Source organism: Paenibacillus humicus NBRC 102415, from assembly GCF_004000905.1.
Classification (GTDB): Bacteria; Bacillota; Bacilli; order Paenibacillales; family Paenibacillaceae; genus Paenibacillus_O; species Paenibacillus_O humicus.
This window is the reverse complement of the sequence record NZ_BIMD01000006.1, coordinates 114,435-132,488: the sequence shown is the minus strand read 5'-3', so window position 1 is coordinate 132,488 and position 18,054 is coordinate 114,435. Positions and strand designations below refer to the sequence as shown.

At 59.9% G+C, this 18,054-nt stretch carries 19 protein-coding genes; 5 read left to right on the top strand and 14 right to left on the bottom strand.

The features are described from left to right. Nucleotides 1–90 precede the first annotated feature (90 nt). A complete protein-coding gene (locus PHU01S_RS06495; protein ID WP_127506751.1) occupies nucleotides 91–1,863 on the top strand; it encodes an Rqc2 family fibronectin-binding protein in 1,773 nt (590 codons plus the stop codon). 198 nt (nucleotides 1,864–2,061) lie between these two features. After that, the gene (locus PHU01S_RS06490) at nucleotides 2,062–2,673 is read left to right on the top strand and encodes a phosphatase PAP2 family protein (RefSeq protein WP_218032422.1); all 612 of its coding nucleotides are present in this window, start codon (nucleotides 2,062–2,064) and stop codon (nucleotides 2,671–2,673) included. A gap of 181 nt (nucleotides 2,674–2,854) precedes the next feature. On the opposite strand, the gene PHU01S_RS06485 is transcribed toward PHU01S_RS06490, so the two are convergent. From PHU01S_RS06485 to PHU01S_RS06445, 9 genes are all read right to left on the bottom strand, one after another. Continuing rightward, on the bottom strand, nucleotides 2,855–3,700 hold the full coding sequence (locus PHU01S_RS06485) for a PHP domain-containing protein (RefSeq protein WP_127506719.1): 846 nt from the start codon (nucleotides 3,698–3,700) through the stop codon (nucleotides 2,855–2,857). Next, a complete protein-coding gene (locus PHU01S_RS06480) occupies nucleotides 3,691–4,602 on the bottom strand; it encodes a selenium metabolism-associated LysR family transcriptional regulator (RefSeq protein ID WP_049869653.1) in 912 nt (303 codons plus the stop codon). Before PHU01S_RS06480 ends, PHU01S_RS06485 begins: the two co-directional genes overlap by 10 nt. A 206-nt stretch (nucleotides 4,603–4,808) precedes the next feature. Further along, on the bottom strand, nucleotides 4,809–5,246 hold the full coding sequence (locus PHU01S_RS06475; protein WP_021882077.1) for a hypothetical protein: 438 nt from the start codon (nucleotides 5,244–5,246) through the stop codon (nucleotides 4,809–4,811). Nucleotides 5,247–5,441: 195 nt separating this feature from the next. After that, a complete protein-coding gene (locus PHU01S_RS06470) occupies nucleotides 5,442–5,747 on the bottom strand; it encodes a YlbG family protein (RefSeq protein ID WP_232313036.1) in 306 nt (101 codons plus the stop codon). Beyond that, entirely contained in the window at nucleotides 5,747–6,208 is a 462-nt protein-coding gene (locus PHU01S_RS06465; RefSeq protein ID WP_307721783.1) for a YlbF/YmcA family competence regulator, read from the bottom strand. Before PHU01S_RS06465 ends, PHU01S_RS06470 begins: the two co-directional genes overlap by 1 nt. 86 nt (nucleotides 6,209–6,294) lie before the next feature. Further along, nucleotides 6,295–8,055 carry a hypothetical protein gene (locus PHU01S_RS06460; RefSeq protein ID WP_127506717.1) on the bottom strand — a complete coding sequence of 587 codons (1,761 nt, stop codon included), beginning with the start codon at nucleotides 8,053–8,055 and terminating at the stop codon, nucleotides 6,295–6,297. Then, entirely contained in the window at nucleotides 8,052–9,710 is a 1,659-nt protein-coding gene (locus PHU01S_RS06455) for a DNA repair helicase XPB (protein WP_049867613.1), read from the bottom strand. Before PHU01S_RS06455 ends, PHU01S_RS06460 begins: the two co-directional genes overlap by 4 nt. Before the next feature lie 152 nt (nucleotides 9,711–9,862). Next, complete coding sequence (locus tag PHU01S_RS06450) at nucleotides 9,863–10,300, bottom strand: CBS domain-containing protein (protein WP_049867614.1); 438 nt, start codon at nucleotides 10,298–10,300, stop codon at nucleotides 9,863–9,865. Between the two features lie 97 nt (nucleotides 10,301–10,397). Continuing rightward, entirely contained in the window at nucleotides 10,398–11,543 is a 1,146-nt protein-coding gene (locus PHU01S_RS06445; protein WP_127506749.1) for an amidohydrolase, read from the bottom strand. Nucleotides 11,544–11,825: 282 nt separating this feature from the next. Between PHU01S_RS06445 and PHU01S_RS06440 the strand changes: the two genes are divergently transcribed. Next, a complete protein-coding gene (locus PHU01S_RS06440; protein ID WP_048746573.1) occupies nucleotides 11,826–12,173 on the top strand; it encodes a YugN family protein in 348 nt (115 codons plus the stop codon). A gap of 13 nt (nucleotides 12,174–12,186) precedes the next feature. Then, on the top strand, nucleotides 12,187–13,392 hold the full coding sequence (ftsW, locus tag PHU01S_RS06435; protein ID WP_021878365.1) for a putative lipid II flippase FtsW: 1,206 nt from the start codon (nucleotides 12,187–12,189) through the stop codon (nucleotides 13,390–13,392). A 57-nt stretch (nucleotides 13,393–13,449) separates the two neighbouring features. On the opposite strand, the gene PHU01S_RS06430 is transcribed toward ftsW, so the two are convergent. Beyond that, entirely contained in the window at nucleotides 13,450–13,839 is a 390-nt protein-coding gene (locus tag PHU01S_RS06430; RefSeq protein WP_048746575.1) for an Asp23/Gls24 family envelope stress response protein, read from the bottom strand. Between the two features lie 173 nt (nucleotides 13,840–14,012). On the opposite strand from PHU01S_RS06430, the gene cax reads away from it, so the two are divergent. Continuing rightward, on the top strand, nucleotides 14,013–15,089 hold the full coding sequence (cax, locus tag PHU01S_RS06425; protein WP_021878363.1) for a calcium/proton exchanger: 1,077 nt from the start codon (nucleotides 14,013–14,015) through the stop codon (nucleotides 15,087–15,089). Between the two features lie 90 nt (nucleotides 15,090–15,179). Here cax and PHU01S_RS06420 read toward each other — a convergent pair whose 3' ends face one another. The 4 genes from PHU01S_RS06420 to PHU01S_RS06405 form a co-directional block, all read right to left on the bottom strand. Beyond that, entirely contained in the window at nucleotides 15,180–15,476 is a 297-nt protein-coding gene (locus PHU01S_RS06420) for an Fpa/YlaN family protein (RefSeq protein WP_021878362.1), read from the bottom strand. 162 nt (nucleotides 15,477–15,638) lie between these two features. Then, complete coding sequence (locus tag PHU01S_RS06415) at nucleotides 15,639–15,881, bottom strand: HPr family phosphocarrier protein (RefSeq protein ID WP_021878361.1); 243 nt, start codon at nucleotides 15,879–15,881, stop codon at nucleotides 15,639–15,641. Between the two features lie 137 nt (nucleotides 15,882–16,018). Then, on the bottom strand, nucleotides 16,019–17,134 hold the full coding sequence (locus PHU01S_RS06410; RefSeq protein WP_048746577.1) for an aminopeptidase: 1,116 nt from the start codon (nucleotides 17,132–17,134) through the stop codon (nucleotides 16,019–16,021). A gap of 93 nt (nucleotides 17,135–17,227) precedes the next feature. Beyond that, a complete protein-coding gene (locus PHU01S_RS06405; protein ID WP_048746578.1) occupies nucleotides 17,228–17,974 on the bottom strand; it encodes a hypothetical protein in 747 nt (248 codons plus the stop codon). Between the last annotated feature and the right edge of the window lie 80 nt (nucleotides 17,975–18,054).

Sequence of the window (18,054 nt, the reverse complement as noted above, 5' to 3'; positions counted from 1 at the left end):
ATCCCTTGTCCTTGTAGTTATGGTAGAATAAGACGGCAATACAACCTGCGCCGCATGGACGACAAGGCGCGCACGAAAGGATCGACCCTCATGGCATTGGACGGCATCGTAACCCGCGCCGCCGTAAGCGAGCTCCAGCAGCTCGTCGGCGGACGCATTCATAAAATCCATCAACCGACCGCGCACGATCTCGTTGTTCAGACACGCGGAGCAGGCGGGGGGCGCAAGCTTCTGATTTCGGCCAACCCGACTTATCCGAGAATCCACTTCACGGAACGCAGCTACCAGAATCCGATGGAGCCGCCGATGTTCTGCATGCTGCTTCGCAAATACTGCGAAGGCGGCCAGATCGAAGCGGTCCGCCAGATCGGCATGGAGCGCGTCATCGAGCTGGACATCCGCCAGCGCGACGAGCTTGGCGACCTGACGCTGAAGACGATCATCATCGAGCTCATGGGCCGCCACAGCAACATCATTCTGGTCGACACCGCGACGAGAACGATCCACGACGGAATCCATCACGTGACGCCGGCGATCAGCAGCTACCGCATTGTCATGCCGGGCACGGCGTATACGGCTCCGCCCGACCAGCACAAGACGGACCCGCTCCATTTGACGGAGGAAAATGATTTCGCCCGCATTCTGGGCGAGGCGGCTGGCAGCGAAGCCGATCTGGAGCAGCCCGGCAAGCCGCTCGACAAGCTGCTCGTGGCGGCGCTTAGCGGCTTCAGTCCCTTGCTGGCGCGAGAGCTGGCCTACCGCGCCGGCTCCGTCGACGCCGGCGACGGCTCGGAGCTGCATCGGCTGTGGACCGTCTTTTCCTCCTTCATGGAGTCGGTGCGCAGCGGCCGCTACGCTCCCAACATTGTGGAGACGCCGGCCGGCAAAAGCTATTTCTCCATTATCGAGCTGACGCATCTGGAAGGAGAGCGCCGCGGCTTCGAGACCATAAGCCAATGCCTGGAAGCCTTCTATGGGGAAAAGGCCAGCCGCGACACCGTCAAGCAGCGGGTGTCGGACATGATCCGCTTCCTCCAGAACGAGAAAGCCAAAAACGTCAAGAAAGTGGACAAGCTGAACGAGACGCTGGAAGAAGCGAAGGGCGCCGACAAATACCGCATTCTCGGAGAGCTGCTGACGACGTATATGCATGCCTTCTCCAAAGGCGACCGTTCCGTGGAGCTGGAAAACTACTATGACGAGAATGCGGCTAGCGTCACGATCGAGCTGGATCCGCAGCTATCCCCTTCGGACAATGCCCAGCGGTACTTCCGGCGTTATACAAAGTTCCGCAACAGCACCGAAGCGGTGAAGGAGCAGATGGCGCTCGCCGGCACCGAAATCGCCTATCTCGACTCCCTGCTGCAGCAGCTGGACACCGCTTCTCTGGAGGACATCGAGGAAATTCGCGAGGAACTCGTAGCGGAAGGCTACCTGCGCGCGCGCGGGAAGCGGGGAGCCAAGCGCAAGAAGGCCGCAAGGCCCGCCCTGCTCTGCTACACGTCATCCGAAGGCATCGCCATCTATGTAGGGAAAAACAATACGCAGAACGAATATTTGACCAACCGGCTCGCCTCTCAAGGCGACACTTGGCTGCATACGAAGGATATTCCCGGCTCGCATGTCGTCATCCGCTCTGCCGAGTTTGGGAATGCTACGCTCGAGGAGGCCGCGATGCTGGCCGCCCATTACAGCCAGGCCCGCAGCTCCAGCATGGTTCCGGTCGACTACACGCTGATCCGCCATGTGCACAAGCCGAGCGGCTCCAAGCCGGGATTCGTCATCTACGACCGGCAGAAAACGCTCTTCATCACCCCGGATGAAGCCCGCCTGCAGGAGCTTCCATCCGCAGTCAAAGCTTGATGCGTCCGGGCAATTGCCGCTAAAGCCGCTCTGAAATCGTCCATCCTGAAAAATGGATCCTGCCTGCCTTCGAATCTTATGCCGGGATCCTGGATAAGAAACTGGCTCCAGCCATCTTTCAAAGGGGAAAGAAAACCTATGCGCTTTTTGACAGCAGTGTTGATCCGTCCCCTTGTGAGCTCGCTGCTTCTCCTCTGCTTGTTCGCAGCATGGGCTATGCTGATCGGAAGGCGGCATACCGCCGTCTTTGACGAGCGGGTGTCCGATGCCGTGCAGGGAGTCGCCTCCGATGCCGTGACCGTCGTCATGAAGGGATTTACGACAGCAGGCTCCGGTCCCTGGGTTACAGGGATTGTGCTTGTGATCGTCGCTGCCTTGCTCCTCGTCGGCTATCGCAGTGAGCTGATCTTTTTTGCCGGCGTCATCGTCGGTTCCAGCCTGCTGAACGTGCTGCTCAAGCTTATTTTCCACCGCGCCAGGCCGGATGTGCATCGAATCATCGACGCGGCGGGCTACAGCTTTCCGAGCGGCCATTCCATGGCTGCCTTCACGCTTTACGGCGTGACGATCTATTTCCTTTGGAAGCATCTTGCTCGCTCTTGGATGAAGGCCGCCGCCGTGTCGGCGGGAATCGTCATGATCCTCATGATCGGAATCAGCCGGATCTATCTGGGCGTTCACTATCCGAGCGACGTACTGGGAGGCTATCTGATCAGTGCAGCCTGGCTGACGGCAAGCATCGGATGGTATGAACGCTATCTGGAGGAAAGATGGAGATCGAGGAAGTTCCGCTCCGTCGGCCGAGGCTGAAAGCATGTTGCGGAAGGCGGCAGGCACGAGGCTAAGCTCGCCGAATCAATAAAAAACGAAAAAGGCCGGCGCTGACTTGCAGCGCCGGCTTTTTTCTAGGCAAAGGTGCCTTCCTTTATCCACATCCACATTCCGTCTGCTCTCTGCCGGCCTCTCGCGGAACTGGCCGGCCGCATCCGATTCAGCGCTTCAAGCGCTCCAGGAGCGTCCTTGCATCCACGGTACGGCTTCCCACGTCGCCATGGCGCATCTCCCCGCCGCGGCTGCCGTGGTAGTCGGAGCCGCCGGTTGCAAGAAGGCCGTGCCTCTCGGCAAGACGCAAGTACTTGCGTTCCTCCTCCGGCGTATGGTCGGAGTGAAAGGCTTCGATTCCGGCCAGGCCCCCGGCTGCGGCAAGCCTCTCTACTTCAGCGTCGTCGCGGTACAGGCCGGGATGGGCCAGCACCGCAACTCCTCCGGCCTCGGCGATCCAGCGAATGCCCTCCTCGGGCGTCAGGCGCGGAATCTCCACATAAGCAGGAGCTCCTTCCGCAAGATAAAGCTCGAATGCTTCGCGTACGGTGGATACGACGCCGGCCTTCACCAGAGCGGCGGCGAAATGCGGACGTCCCAGGCTTGCCGGAACGCCGCGGTCTCCCTGCGCCGCGGCATCCAGCACTTGGCGCAGCGTCAATTCGATGCCCAGCTGTCCAAGACGCTGCAGCAGCAGCTCGTTGCGCCGTTCGCGGACCTTCCCTTGCGAGGAGAGGCGCTCGATCCAGAGCGGATCGCTGGGATCCGGGCCGTATCCGAGCACATGGATGTCCTTGCCGTTCCGAGCCGTGCTCAGCTCCACGCCCGGAATGACGATGACGCCGGAGCGCTCTCCTTGAAGCTTCGCCTCCTGTATCCCGTCCATCGTGTCATGATCCGTCACGGCTATCGCGTCCAATCCACGCGCCGCCGCCCTGGCAACGAGCTCGGCCGGCGAATCCATCCCGTCCGACGCCGTCGTATGCGTATGCAGATCTCCGCGTATTACAGCCATTGGGCAAGATCCCTGCCTCTCAGGAAGCTGAGGAACGATACGGCCGGTTTCGGCAGCAGCGCCGACTTCAAATAGATCGAATAGAACTCCCGGTTGAAATCGGCGTCCGTAATGGCCACTGTCTCCAGCAGGCCGAGCGCCAGCTCGTGCTTGATGGAGGAAGCGGAGATGAAGCTCATGCCGACTCCTGCCTCCACGGCCGACTTGACCGCGCCGGTGCTGCCCAGCTCCATGACGATGTTCAGGTCCTCGGCATCGATGGATTTCATCGCCAGCTGGTCCTCCATGACCTGCCTCGTGCCCGAACCTTGCTCGCGCAGGACGAGCGGGTACTTGATGGCTTCTGCAAGGGTGACTTCGCCCCGTCCCGACAGCGGATGGCCGGGACCGACGATCAGCTGCAGCTCGTCGCTCAGCACCGGCTCGGTATGCACGTCCGGATGGCTGACCGGGGCTTCGAGCAAGCCGAAGTCGAGCTGATGGTTCAGGATGTGCTCGAGAATCTGGGTCGTGTTCATGATCTTCATGCGGATGGAAATATCCGGATGCTCCTTGTTGAACGGTCCAAGCAGCCGCGGCAGGATGTACTCGCCGATCGTCAGGCTCGAGCCGAGCTGAAGACGTCCCTTGAGGCCCTTCGCGTAACGCGCCATGGCCGCATCGGCATCCCGGATCAGGTCCATGCTCCGCTTGGCATAGGGCAGAAGGACGCTCCCCGCGTCCGTCAGCTCGATTCTCTTCGTGGACCGGAGCAGCAGCTTCGTACCGAGCTGGTCCTCCAGAGACTGGACCTGCATCGTTACGGCCGGCTGAGTCATATGGAGCGCCTGCGCTGCCGCGGAAAAGCTGCCTTTTTCAGCGACCGTATAAAAAATATGCAGCTGATGGAAGTTGATGGCCACCTTATTGTCATCCTTTCGGGCGGCATCGGCCTGATCCGGCTTCGGCTGCCGGCCGGACATGCCCGCTCATTTTCTTGTCCATTATAACGTACCCGCGCCTAAAACATAACTATCGGAATAAATAGAAAAAAACAGGCCTCGCCGCTTAGGAGCAGGAAACCCGTTTCCACTATTTCCATCTACATCATAATAATTGTTATAATATGTCATTTCCTTTTACGGCTGTTTTTGATTAAGGTCATGCGCCGGGAATGCCGCAGCCAGGAGTAATAGGACTTTAAGTCCCTCAGCTCGATCGTTTCCGACATTCTTCCCAAAAATGTGACGACAATCATTTTCTGGAGCGGCGTGCCGGCAAGATCGAATTCCTTCTCCGAATCGCTAAATTCCGCCACGAAAACCAGATCGTCGTCAATGAGGTAGACATCCTCTTCGTTCCGGTAATAGGATTCGATCCGTCCTTGCTTGAGACATTGCCAGATATATTCCGCGATGTCGTCGAAACCGGTCTTGACGCTCTCCACCCGGTCTGCCCAGCGGAGCTTCGCATGATGAGTGATGATGACATCCGCCACTCGCTTCTCGCCCAGTTCAACATGAAACGTCTCGTACGTGTTCCAGCGTTCCGTCGTTCTATCCTTCATCTTGTCCACTCCTCCCTGGGAAGCAGGCCTTTATATCTAGTTTATGATTAGGTTTATTCTACCATGTCTATTTCCAATTTCAAATTAAAAAATAGGACTCTCCATTATTGTCACATTTTGGGTTTTTGTACAAGAAAAAAGACCCTCGCCCGCCAGAGGTCGAAGGTCTTGGGCCACCGAAGCCGGACGCTGCATCTACATGCTGTAGAAACGCGTTTTGTCCGGATTTTCCTTGGTGTATTCCGTCTTGATCTCGTTCCGGAGGGAGCGTTCCGTCTTCTTGACGTACGGCAGGCGGTGAATGTTGCGCAGCGTCTCTTCCTCGCGCCCCGAATCGATGTAGATAACGGCATAATGCAGCCGCCGCGAAATGTAATGCACGTTGCCGTATTTCTCCAGGCTGCGGGCCGATTTGGCGTCGCTCACCCAGACGATGTAGCCCTTACGCTGTTCGGGGAACGAAGCCGCTTCGACGGCCGGCATCGACTCGGAATGCTCCATCAGCCGCACCCCCCGCTTCCGCAGCTGCAGGAGCCGCCTCCGCCGCAGCCGCCCGACGGCAGCGGATTGTTGCCCGGCACCTTGATCGAGCCGGATACCGATTCGGCGATCATCAGGGATACGTCATAGAGCAGCGTATCCACGACCTCCTCGGCTTCCTTGTAGCGGCGGATGCATTCCACCTGCGCCATCTCGGCTTCGACAGCCTTCACTTTATCCTTGGCCGCATGATAGTCGGGATGGAACCTTCCGAAGCGCTCGCATTCGGAGAAGAATTCCTTCGCCCGGTTGAATCTCGCCCTCAGCGAGGCGACCTCCGGGTTGTGTTCGACTTCGTTCTTCCAATATAAATAATCCGCCACTTCGGCCGATTGGTTGATGTAATCGCCCAGTTCATAGGCGCAGAGCACGACTGGCGCCATATCCAGCGGCGTCTGCTCCGCAATCTCAAGCTGCTGCAAGATCGGTCCACTCCTTCCTGCCGGGGAAGGTCTCCTTCCGGCTTGCTCCTATCATAGCATACCCGATTGAGCTTCGGTAGACGCCTTCAGCGGGCGGGTGCGTTTCCGGGAATGTGCAGCCGGATTCGGCCGACTTGGCCGGGAATCAGCATCGCCGGCACTCTGGCTTCATTGTCCTTCCGGTAGAAGCCTTCCGCAGCCCAGCCGTCGCCGTCCCCCTGTACTTGGAGCGGAACGAATATGCCGGCGCTTTCCCCGTCATGAAGCTCCACGGGAATATGCAGCCGGACCGCGCTCTCCAGCAGCTGGCGGCAAGCGGACGGGCGATAGCTGCGCGGGGCGGCTGTCCAGGCAGCGGGCAGCTTCTCCGCTTGCAGGACAAGCCAAGGCTGAACCTCGGCCGCCGGCGCCGGTTCGAGCGAGGCAAAGGTCAAGGAAGGATCCGACGGCTGCCAGCAAGGCCTGCCGCTGCTTCCTGCAGCGTCCTCCCCGCTCTCCTCGACGGCGAAGAGGGTGCTGCGGCTCTCCGTCCCGGGCAAGCATTGCGCCAGAAGCGCTTCCACCTGCGGAGGCAGCGCCGCTCCCGAGGCGCCGGCCAGCCATTCCCGCAGCTGGCCAGCCCCAATGCCGAGCGCCGCCGACCTTTTCAGAGATTTTTCTGTAAGCCGGTAGGCAGTGAGCTCCCTCACTTCTCCACGTTCGGCAACGAGCTCGAGCGGCCAGAGCTGACGATACGAAGTCCAGGCTCCCGCCCATATATCTCCGTCAGGCTGCAGCAGAAGCGGCTCGTCCCCCTCTGAATCCCCATCCTCCCCGCAGCCTTCAGCAGAGAGGAGCAGCCGGAAGCAGGACTCTCCTTGCTCCGTTTCGCCCCATTCGGCCCAGCCGCAGCCCGCCAGCCATTCCAGCAGCCCGGTCCATGCCGCGCTGTCCCGGCCCGGGCAGCCTGCAGGCCACACGGAGCGCGACCGGCATAGCTGCTCCAGCTTGGGCACGCTGTACCAGACATCCTCCCTCAGACTGGAGATGACCGACGCAGCGGCAGCCGCTTCCGCCGAACGGCGGACAGCCCGATCCAATATCCACCTGAACAGCCCCCTTTCCCGCTGCATCAGAGGCTCGTCAAGCCATGTCCGCAGCTTCTGCGCATCCCAGCTCCAGGCTCGTCCAGGACGCAAAATGCCGCTGCTGAAAGACCAGTCGAGCACGAGCGCGACCGAGCCGGGATAGTCCAGCCTCAAGGAAGGGTCCAGCTGGATAAAGGATTCGGGGCTCAAGCCCGCTGCCTGCTCCAGAGCTTTAACGGTGCTCCCATGAAGCCTTCCCTTCACGGTGAGTACCGGTCCGCTTCGGGCAAGCTCCGCTAGTGCCCCCAGCAGAGCGCGGCTGTACAGAGCGCCGCCTCCGCTTACGGCCGACGCGGCGCTGCGGTGCGCCGCCTCCTCGTCCGCAGCAATCCATGGGCTGGCAACGGCCGCCCATTTCAAGTACGAGCCGGCCGTCACGGCGACGGCGCGCTCCCCCCAGAAGCGCAGCCTCGCTTGCACGGCTCCGGCTGCCTGCAGGCCGGACAGGCCGGCACGCAGCTCCAGTCCCGACCAGCAGCCTGCGGCGGCTTCCTCCAGCAGCCGCCCCTCCTCGGCAGGATGGACGCCGAATCTCGTCAGCAGACAGCGGAGCACATCCTTCGAGACCGGGCTCAAGCGGCTCCAGATCTCCGCTTCCGAATCCTCTCCGGAGAAAGGTCCGGCAGAGCCCGGCAGCTCCGGCGTAATCACCGGATCGCTGCGTCTCCGGGTAGGACGGACAGCTTTGCTGCGCTCCCAAGGCTTGTCAGAGCCCATCATAAAGACCCCTTTTCCGCGATCTCGTACGTATAGCCCTGTTCGATCATGAACAGCTGCCGCTTCAACGCGAATTCCGTTTCCTTTGTCCCTTCCGTCACGACCGTATAGAAATAAGCCCGGTTATCTTCCTTCGGCCGCAGCAGCCTGCCAATCCGCTGCGCTTCCTCCTGTCGGGAGCCGTAGCTGCCCGATACTTGAATGGCGACGGCCGCATCGGGCATATCGATCGCGAAATTCGCGACCTTGGATACGACCAGCACAGGCAGGCTGCCGGAATTGAAGCGGCTGTACAGCTCCTCCCGCTCCTCGGGCGGCGTGCTGCCCGACAGCACGGGAGCTTCGAGCTCCCTCCCGAGGCTGGACAGCTGCCGCAAGTACTGGCCGATGACGAGCGCAGGTTTCCCCGGATGCCTTTCCAGAAGCCGGCGCACCGCCTCCGCCTTGCGGGGATTTTCTCCGGCGAGCCGCAGCTGGGCGCGGGCTCCCGCCCCATCGTATGTTTCCCCGTCTTCCTCCGGCAGCGGCACCCTCACCTCCCGGCAGCTGACCGCGGCGATCCAGCCCTCGCGCTCAAGCGCCTTCCACGGCAGCTCGAACAGCTTGGGGCCGATCAGGGAAAAGACATCCTCGGCTCGCCCGTCCTCGCGCACGAGCGTCGCTGTCAGGCCCAGCCTCCGCGTCGCCTGCAGCTCGGCGGTCAACCGGAATACCGGAGCCGGAAGCAGATGCACCTCGTCGTAGATGATGAGGCCCCAGTCCCTGCGGCTGAACAAATCCATATGGCCTCCGCTGCCCCGGCGTCCCATAATCTGATACGAGGCGATGGTGACCGGCCGTACTTGCTTGTTCTCCCCCGTATATTCGCCGATGTCATCCTCCGCGATCGTCGTTTTTTCCACCAGCTCTCGTCGCCACTGCCGTACGGAGGTCGTGCCCGATGTCAGGATCAGCGTCGCGCAGCCGAGCCTGGCGAGAGCGGCGGCGCCAACGACGGTCTTGCCCGCTCCGCACGGCAGCACGATGACGCCGCTGCCGCCCTCTCCCTGGACGCCGTCCCGGCAAAACCGTTCCACCGCTTGCAGCTGGTAATCCCTCAGCCGGAACGGCTTGCCCGAGGGCAGCTCGCCGCGCAGACCGATGCGGAGCGCTTCGCCTTCCCGGTAGCCGGCATGGTCGACGACCGGCATGCCCATCCGCAGCAGCTCTCTCTTCAGATCTCCCCGGCGATCGCCCGGAACGGCGATTCCATCGGCTGCGCGGGCAGCCCCCCATGAAGCGATGCACTCGTCCGTAATTTCCCGCAGCCTTGCGGCGGGTCCGGACAGCAGCAGCATGCCGTCTTCAATCGATGTCAGCTCCAGCTCCCCGTACCTGCTGAGCCACTGCTTCACTCTGCCGGCGGCCGCGCCCGGCACCCCGTACCGCGCATTGGCTTCTAGGCAGTCCAGGATTTCTTCCGCCGGCTTGCCTTGGGAAGCAGCATTCCATACGCTCAGCGGGGTCATTCGGTAGGTATGCATCGTGCCGGGACGCTTGACGAGCTCGGCAAAGCCCGCGAGCGCTTCCCTGGCCTTTTCGGCTCCGGGATGGGCATCGTCCAGCAGCACCGTGCCGTCCTCCAGCACGACAAGCGGGCCGCTCTTCCGCTTCAGCATGTTAGACCCAGCCTCCTTTTATCACTTGCCAATGCTGACAGTATGGGGCAAAACCCAGCCTTTTTATGCCGCCTGGCCGCGCATAGGAGGGGCTGAAGCAAAAAGGCCGGCAGTTCCCGAAGGGATGCCGGCCTTTTTCTTTCCTATGCCTGTCAATGGACGAACGGGGACGGAGCCGCCTCGGATATGGCGCTCAGCGCATGTCCCGCTTCATCCGCAAATCTGTCGCGTACGGCGAGATCCCCGATCGCGACAACGCCGATCAAGCGGCCGTCTTCCACGACGGGCAGCCTGCGGATCTCCTTTTCCGCGAACAGGCGGCCCGCTTCCTCGGCCGTGTCAGCCGGGCTCAGCGTGACCGGGTTCGGCGTCATGACTTCGATTACGGCGGTGGAGCCGGAATGCTTGCCGGCATATCCCCGCACGACAAGATCCCGGTCCGTCACGACTCCGATCAGCCTCTCGCCCTCGACGATCGGAACGAAGCCGATGCCGTGGTCCTTCATCAGCACGGCCAGTTCATACACATTGTCCTTCAGCGTAGCAGTGATGCAAGGCTTGCTCATGATCTGTGATACCGCAACTGGCATGCGCTTGACCTCCCAAGAAATTGGCCGGTTCGTTCCGTCCTGCTTTCCAGCACAGGAAGTCCGGTTGTTTCCTTATCGTGCGCATGCCTCCATGAGGTCATTCACGGGAGAATGTGGCGGCATATTTTTCCGCGCAGCCAATCATAAGCCGGGCGGATTGAAGCATCGAGCTTTCGTCGAGGTCGAATCTCGGATGATGATGCGGATGCACGGCGCCCGCCTCGGAATTGCCTGCGCCGACGAACATGAAGCAGCCCGGCACCTGCTCGAGATAATAGGCGAAGTCCTCGCCTGCCGTAATCAGCTCCGACTCGCGGACATTCCCGTCTCCGAACAGCTCGGCTGCCGCAGCCATGCAGCGGGCCGCCTCCAGCTCGTCATTGACGACCGGCGGGTAGCCCTCCCGGTAATCCAGCTCCCCTTCGGTGCCGAATCCGGCGCATACGAGCCGGACGAGCTCGGAGATGCGCTGGCGCATCAGGTCCCGCACGCCCTTGTCGAAGGTGCGCACCGTTCCCTTCAGCCGGCAGTTGCCGGCAATGACATTGCTCGCCTCTCCGGCCTGGAAAGAGCCGATGGAAAGAACCGCCGTGTCGAGAGGGCTGACATTGCGGCTTACGACCGACTGCAGAGCCTGGACGAGCGCAGACCCCGCGACGATCGTGTCGCGGGTATGCTCCGGCATCCCTCCATGCCCCCCTTTGCCGGTAATCTCGATGGTGAACTCGTCCACGCCGGCCATGAACGCGCCTCCGCGGATGCTGACCGTACCGGCCTGGACCGGCGTCCATAGATGCACGCCGTAGATGACGTCGACGCCTTCAAGCGCTCCGTCGCGGATCATCGGCAGCGCGCCGCCGGGAGTAAGCTCCTCCGCGGGCTGGAAGAGCAGCCTGCGGGTGCCGCCGAAGCCGCCGTCGAGCGAATGATAGTACTCTGCGATCGCCAGCAGCGAGGACGTATGGGCGTCGTGCCCGCATGCATGCATGACGCCCGGTGTCTGGGAGCGGTATTCCACTTCCTTCAAGTCCTGGAGCGGCAGAGCGTCCATGTCCGCTCTCAGCGCGATTACGGGACCCGGATGATCCCCTTTCAGATCGACGACAAGTCCGTAGCCTCCGACCCCCTTGCGGACAGAGGCGCAGCCGATTTCTGCCAGACGATCTCCAATCCAGGCGGATGTACGCTCTTCCCGGAAGCTGATTTCAGGATGCCGATGCAGATGGCGGCGGTCGCTTACCATGCGCGGATACAATTCCAAAAGCTTGTCCGTCGCGGCGGTCTGGTCTTGATTCAAGCTGTTGCCCTCCTTGCCTTGTGCCGGGACGCCAGAGGCGGCTCCCGGAGCGGCCGTTTATAATCTTCCTGCTGTTCTTGTAGTGTACCAGATGCAGGCCCCGCCGGGGTAGACGATACTGCCGCGGCGCTCGGGACGACAGGCCGCGCAGGGTTGCACTGGCTTTGGAAACATACTAATATGAAAGGGAATACAGTCTTTGCCATGCTGCTGAGGAGGATTTCCCCCATGTTAATTGAAAATTCAGGCTTGAACGGGTTGAAAAGCGATCTGGCCCACCTTGACGAAAGCGCCGAGAGCCTCGGATTCGTCCGCTGGCAATGGGAATACTACCGCGCTACATACGATCTGAAATTCGTGGACCGCGGCACGAACTACGAATATTTCCTGCGGATCAGCACGCGGGCCGTCGAAGGCAAGCTGGAAAATCCGGCAGCCGTGCTCACCGTTGAATCCGTCTATATCGGACGAGCCACTTTCCCGCACGGCCTCGAATATGAGTCCGCCGTGCCCCAGCCTATTCTGAGCGCTGCCAAGCAGAAGCTCGCCGACCTCAAAAATAAGCTTTCCGAGTAGGTGACAGCCAACCATGAAGGTCAATCCGGAGGGCCGCCGCGGCAGGCCGGACTTCCTGCTCCTGATTCTGACGCTGGCTCTTGTCGGCTTCGGTCTCGTCATGGTGTTCAGCTCCAGCTCCAGCACGGCCGCCGTCAGCCGCACTGCAGGAAATGATCCTCTTTATTACTTGAAGAAGCAATTCCTGTTCGCCGCTCTCGGGACGGTCATCATGCTGGTTGTGATGAATTTCCGCTATCAGGTGTTCAAGCGGGGGTTCATGCTGTTCTTTCTTCCCGTCTTTTTCATGCTCATGATCGTTCCGTTCGTGGCAAGAGAGATCAACGGGGCAAGAAGCTGGTTCAATGTGATGGGATTCGCGGTACAGCCGACGGAATTCGCGAAGCTGGCGCTTATCCTCTATCTCGGCACTCTGATCGCCAAAAAAGGGGAACGGTTCCGCAGCTTCAAAAAAGGGCTCGTGCCGGTCATCGTCATCGTCGGCATCGTATGCGGAATGATCATGCTGCAGCCGGATCTCGGCTCCTGCCTCGTCATAGCGGCCTGCGCGTTCCTGATGATCGTTGCAGGAGGAGCCAACCTGCGCCAGCTGGCGGCATCCGCCTTTTTCGGAGGCATCGTCCTGACCGCTGTCGGAGCCGTAGCCTTCCTCATCTCGCCAACCAAGTGGGAATACCGCATCAGCCGGTTTACGAGCTATCAGGATCCGCTGGCCGACTCCCTGGGGGACGGTTATCAGGTCGCCCGCTCGCTGATGGCGCTCGGCCATGGCGGATTCAGCGGAGCCGGCCTCGGACACGGCATCCAGAAGGTCCAGTACTTGCCGTTCGCCTACAATGACTTTATCTTCGCCATCATCGGGGAAGAGCTCGGCTTCATCGGAAGCACGTTGTTCCTGATCGTATTCCTGCTCTTCCTGTGGCGCGGATTGATTGTCGCCCTTCGCTGTCCCGATATATACGGCACGGTTGTGGGAGCCGGCATCGTCTCTCTGTTCGCGGTACAGGCATTCATCAACATCGGCGGCGTCACCAATGCGATTCCGTTGACCGGCGTCACGCTTCCGTTCATCAGTTATGGAGGCTCTTCCCTGCTGGCCAGCCTGATGTCCGTCGGCGTGCTGCTCAGCATCAGCCGCGAAGCCAATCGTCAGCCCGCATCGGCGAAGCGGGCGACGGACAACCCGCTTCGCGCAGTCGGCCGGCAGGCCAATTCGTAGCTGCCGTCCCTGCATCCGCAAAATGAAAAGGAGCCGCTCTCATGAGCGGCTCCTTTTTCATTTCAGCCTTGCCGGACCGGTTCCGGCTTCCTCTACCGGTTCGTCCCGGAACAGGACTCCATCCACTTTGACGTTGATCTCGACCACGTTGAGACCCGTCATATTCTCTACGGCTTCCCTGACGTTCAGCTGCAGCTGCCTGCAGACTTCCTGGATCGGAATGCCGTATTGGACGATTACCCTGAGATCGACGGCCGCTTCCAGCTGGCCGACTTCGACGGACACGCCCTTCTGGGCGTTCTTTCCGCTGAGCCTCTTGGCGAGACCTTCGGATATGCCGCCGGACATCGCGGCGATCCCGGGAGTCTCAAGCGCCGCCAGTCCGGCGATCGTAGCGACAACGTCATCCGAAATCCGAATCAAGCCTGTTTGAAGGTCTTCCGCCATCACGTTCAACTCCTTCAATGAATCCACTCTTTCTTCCATTGTAAGGGATGATCTCTTCCAAAAGCAAGACAAGCACAATCCATTCCGGGCGTTTACTTTTCCATGCGGGATGGGTATATTAAGATACAGATTTTGCCGTATTACATATTCCAAAATGATCGAGGTGCCGCTTCTTGAGTCGTCGTCAACTGTTTTTCGCCGGGCTGATCATCAGCTTCGCATTGAGCGGAATCGCCCATTACGCCCATTGGAACGAAATGTTCCAATTCGTCGTCTCCGCCATCTCCGTCATCTTCGTGGCCGGGTTTCTCGGGCAGGCCACCGAGTCCGTGGCGCATTATGCGGGACAGCGTCTCGGCGGCTTCCTCAACGCCACCTTCGGCAACGCAGCCGAGCTGATCATCGCGATTTTCCTCGTTCGGGCAGGCTCCTTCGAGACCGTCAAAGCGAGCTTGACCGGTTCGATCATCGGCAACCTGCTGCTGGTGCTCGGCCTCAGCATTTTTCTGGGCGGACTGAAGTACAAGGAGCAGCGCTACAACGTCCAGCTGGCCACCCACAACTCGACGCTCATGGTGATGGCCGTCATCGCCCTCATCGTGCCGGCCATCTTCGTCGCGGCGGAGCATTTCTCCGTACAAGCCGACAAGGTGCTCAGCATTACGGTCGCGATCATTCTGATCGTCAGCTATTTGCTCTGGCTGGTCTTCTCCATGGTCACGCACAAAAACATGCTCTCCGATATGGAGGATAAGGCCGATGCGTCGGCGGAGGGCCACCACGAAGAACCCGTATGGAGCAAAGGCCGCTCCATCCTGTATCTGGTCGTGGCCACCGTCATGGTCGCCTTCGTCAGCGAATGGCTTGTCGGAACGCTGCATGAGGTGTCGGCCCGCTTCGGCCTCTCCGAGCTGTTCATCGGCGCCTTCGTCGTCGCAATTGTCGGCAATGCCGCCGAGCACAGCGCGGCCATCATGCTCGCGCTCAAAAACAAGATGGGCGCAGCGGTGGAAATCGCCGTCGGCAGCAGCCTGCAGATCGCGCTGTTCGTCGCCCCGGTGCTCGTGCTGATCAGCGGCCTGTTCGGGCCGACGATGGACATCGTCTTCACCCCGATCGAGCTGGCTTCCATTGCGGTCGCGGTATTTATCGCCAAGGCGGTCTCCAGCGACGGAAGGACCAACTGGTATGAAGGCTTTCTGCTGATTATGGTTTATATCATTCTAGGCTTCGCCTTCTTCCTCGTCTAGGAAGCACGCAGCAAAAAGGCGCATCTCCCGCCGACAGCGGGGGATGCGCCTTTTTGCTGCGGATGGCCGGGAAGCCACCGTTGCTGGCTGCTATAGGAGCTGAGACTTTTGGTCCAGCGCTTCATACAGTTGGGCAAGGTTGCGCTCGAGCCGGCTGATGATCGCTTTGCCAGCGGCCTCATCGATAAGCCCCGCCCTTACGGCAAAGTCAACTTCCCGCGAGAAGCCGTACATCTGGGTATCGAGGACTTCTTCGTACAGAGGGCACTTGCGGGTAGCAAGATTCTCCATCTGAACCTCAATCAGCTTCTCGATTTTGTTCGCGTCATCCTGCAGCAGTTGAACCGCCTTCTGATGCAGATGGACCAGGACTTCCGGTGAAGACATAGTTTCCCCCCCTGTGCGGATGTCTCGCCGTCTTCATGTTACGATAGTATCTTTAATATTAGACGATCTCTGTCCAATACACAAGGTCATTGCAGGAACAAGCCCATGAAAATAAGCCCGGCCGAATGCGCGGCCGGGCTTATCGATAGCTGCTGAATGAAGCTACTCGCCGATGACTTTCACGTCGAGGTTATGCTTCGAGAAAGCCTCGGAAAGGGCTGCTTTCGCTTCGTCGGCATCAGGCCCGTGAACGTGAAGCTCATAGGAATGGCCTCCGACCAACGTCGTGAACAAGCCCAGGATGCTCTTCACATCGATGTACTTGTTGTCGGCCTGAAGGACGATCGATGAGCGGAACCGGCTTGCAATTTGGGAAATTTCTACGATAGCCGCATTGTTGGACATAGGGATTCCTCCTTGTAAGAAGTCGATAAAGAAAACGTTTCCTTCATCATAACTGAATCAGGATGCCCATTCAAGATGGAACATGTAAAATTTAACCTCAATTAGAGCCCCGCAAACGCAGTCGGAATCGAATCGGATTATTTCAAGCTGTCCGGATTCAGGCCTTCCAGTTCCGGCAGGACGAAGAGGCCGTCCTTGCGGATCAGCACGTCGTCGAAATACACTTCGCCGCCGCCGTATTCCGGACGCTGGATGAGAACGAGATCCCAGTGGACGGCGGAACGGTTGCCGTTGTCGGCCTCCTCGTACGCTTGACCCGGCGTGAAGTGCAGCGAGCCCGCGATCTTCTCGTCGAACAGGGTATCGTTCATCGGATGCAGAATGTACGGATTGAAGCCGAGGCTGAACTCGCCGATATAACGGGCTCCTTCGTCCGTATCGAGAATTTCGTTGATGCGGCCGGTGTTGTTGGAGGTCGCCTTGACGATGCGTCCGTTCTCGAACGTGAAGGAGATGTTGTCGAAGGTCACGCCGGAATTCACGCTGGGCGTATTGTACGTAATCGTACCTTGCACGGAATCGCGGATCGGAGCTGTGTACAGCTCGCCGTCGGGAATGTTGCGCTCGCCCGCGCATTTCACGGATCCGATTCCCTTGATGGAGAAGCTGAGATCCGTGCCCGGTCCGGTGATGCGCACGCGGTCGGTGCGGTCCATGAGCTGCTTGAGCGGCGTCATCGCTGCTTCCATCTTGCTGTAATCCAGATTGCACACATTGAAGTAGAAGTCCTCGAACGCCTCGGTGCTCATCTTGGCCAGCTGCGCCATCGATGCGCTCGGATAGCGGAGCACGACCCATTTGGTACGCTTCACCCGGATTTCGGAGTGGACCGGGTGAGAGTAGAGCTGCTGGTACATCCTCATGCTTTCTTCCGGCACATCGGCCAGCTCGTTGACGTTCTCTCCCGACCGGACGCCTATGTAGCCTTGCATCTGGCTCATTCTTTCCTGGTCGAGCTTGGACCACAGCTCGATCTGCTCCTTGGAGGCATTTTGCAGCAGGGAGCGCAGGATGGAACGGTCGCTTGTTTCCACGAATGGACGGCCGCCGCGCTTGACCACTTCCTCGATGAGGCACTTGCCGAGCTCAAGCTCGCTTCCGATCAAGTCGATCAGGATGTTTTCGCCAGGCTGCACTTGGACGGAATGGCTCACCAGATTCGCGGCGAGTGTTTGAAGTCTAGGATCACGCATGAACGGTTGAATCTCCCTTCGATCTAAAAAACTTTTTACGCGAACCATCCTATCATGAACGCCTCTTCTGTTGCACGGTCATGCGTTATTGCACTAATGATTCAATTGGAACAGAAACTCCGTCTTTCTCTGCTCATCGGCCTTGTTCCCGTCCAATCTATAATGAAGATCCGCGTTTTCGGCCAATTTCAATGGCACGAGCTGGCTGCGGTCGACGACGAGAGTATACGAGGAGTCCGCGGATAAGGAATCCATCATTTCCTGCCACTGTCCGGCGCTGCGCATAAGCTCCCGGTTCCATTCCCGCTTCAGCTCCGCCTGCCGGGAGCCGTCCAGCCGCCCCCACACCTCGCTGTCCTCCGGGGAGCTGCTCTCGATGCGGCTCCATTGGTCCTGAAGCCGGCTGCGCCATATCCTCCCGGCTTCTGCCGGGTTCGGACGGATGATGAGAACAGCGCGGCCTGCCTCCGAATTGGCAGCGTCCAGAGCGACGGCCGCCTTGCTGTCCAGCAGCCGGCCCAGCAGCCATGCCGGATTGTATCCGGCCGGAATTCCGCCTTCGGTTTCCAGCATGTCCGCTTCTCCCTCTCTGCTCTCCAGCAGCCGAACTCCTTCATGCCGCTGCACCTCTCCCTTGAACTGCGTCTTGGCCGCGGAGCTGCCGGCCGATGTGGAGAAGCCGCTGAAGCTGTAGCTGTCCTGAGCCGCCAGCCCCGACACGGCAAGGCTGAACAGCTCCTCCGGCGTACGGTCCGCCTGCATAGCCGCGCAGCCGCCCAAGGTTATAGCCAGAATCGCGCCCGTTCCGGCGGCAACCGTTCCTGCCCGCTTCCATTCCATGTCATTCCAACCTCCGCTCGTTTCCACTAGCATTTCCAACCCGCAACAACTAATATGCGAAGCAAGCTTTCCGCAACGGG

Bases quoted from the DNA above. Each gene is read 5' to 3' on its own strand.
- PHU01S_RS06495 (WP_127506751.1), top strand. From the start codon at position 91: ATGGCATTGGACGGCATCGTAACCCGCGCCGCCGTAAGCGAGCTCCAG.
- PHU01S_RS06485 (WP_127506719.1), bottom strand. From the start codon at position 3,700: ATGGCTGTAATACGCGGAGATCTGCATACGCATACGACGGCGTCGGAC.
- PHU01S_RS06475 (WP_021882077.1), bottom strand. From the start codon at position 5,246: ATGAAGGATAGAACGACGGAACGCTGGAACACGTACGAGACGTTTCAT.
- PHU01S_RS06470 (WP_232313036.1), bottom strand. From the start codon at position 5,747: ATGGAGCATTCCGAGTCGATGCCGGCCGTCGAAGCGGCTTCGTTCCCC.
- PHU01S_RS06460 (WP_127506717.1), bottom strand. From the start codon at position 8,055: ATGATGGGCTCTGACAAGCCTTGGGAGCGCAGCAAAGCTGTCCGTCCT.
- PHU01S_RS06455 (WP_049867613.1), bottom strand. From the start codon at position 9,710: ATGCTGAAGCGGAAGAGCGGCCCGCTTGTCGTGCTGGAGGACGGCACG.
- PHU01S_RS06450 (WP_049867614.1), bottom strand. From the start codon at position 10,300: ATGCCAGTTGCGGTATCACAGATCATGAGCAAGCCTTGCATCACTGCT.
- PHU01S_RS06445 (WP_127506749.1), bottom strand. From the start codon at position 11,543: ATGGTAAGCGACCGCCGCCATCTGCATCGGCATCCTGAAATCAGCTTC.
- PHU01S_RS06440 (WP_048746573.1), top strand. From the start codon at position 11,826: ATGTTAATTGAAAATTCAGGCTTGAACGGGTTGAAAAGCGATCTGGCC.
- ftsW (WP_021878365.1), top strand. From the start codon at position 12,187: ATGAAGGTCAATCCGGAGGGCCGCCGCGGCAGGCCGGACTTCCTGCTC.
- PHU01S_RS06430 (WP_048746575.1), bottom strand. From the start codon at position 13,839: ATGGCGGAAGACCTTCAAACAGGCTTGATTCGGATTTCGGATGACGTT.
- PHU01S_RS06420 (WP_021878362.1), bottom strand. From the start codon at position 15,476: ATGTCTTCACCGGAAGTCCTGGTCCATCTGCATCAGAAGGCGGTTCAA.
- PHU01S_RS06415 (WP_021878361.1), bottom strand. From the start codon at position 15,881: ATGTCCAACAATGCGGCTATCGTAGAAATTTCCCAAATTGCAAGCCGG.
- PHU01S_RS06410 (WP_048746577.1), bottom strand. From the start codon at position 17,134: ATGCGTGATCCTAGACTTCAAACACTCGCCGCGAATCTGGTGAGCCAT.
- PHU01S_RS06405 (WP_048746578.1), bottom strand. From the start codon at position 17,974: ATGGAATGGAAGCGGGCAGGAACGGTTGCCGCCGGAACGGGCGCGATT.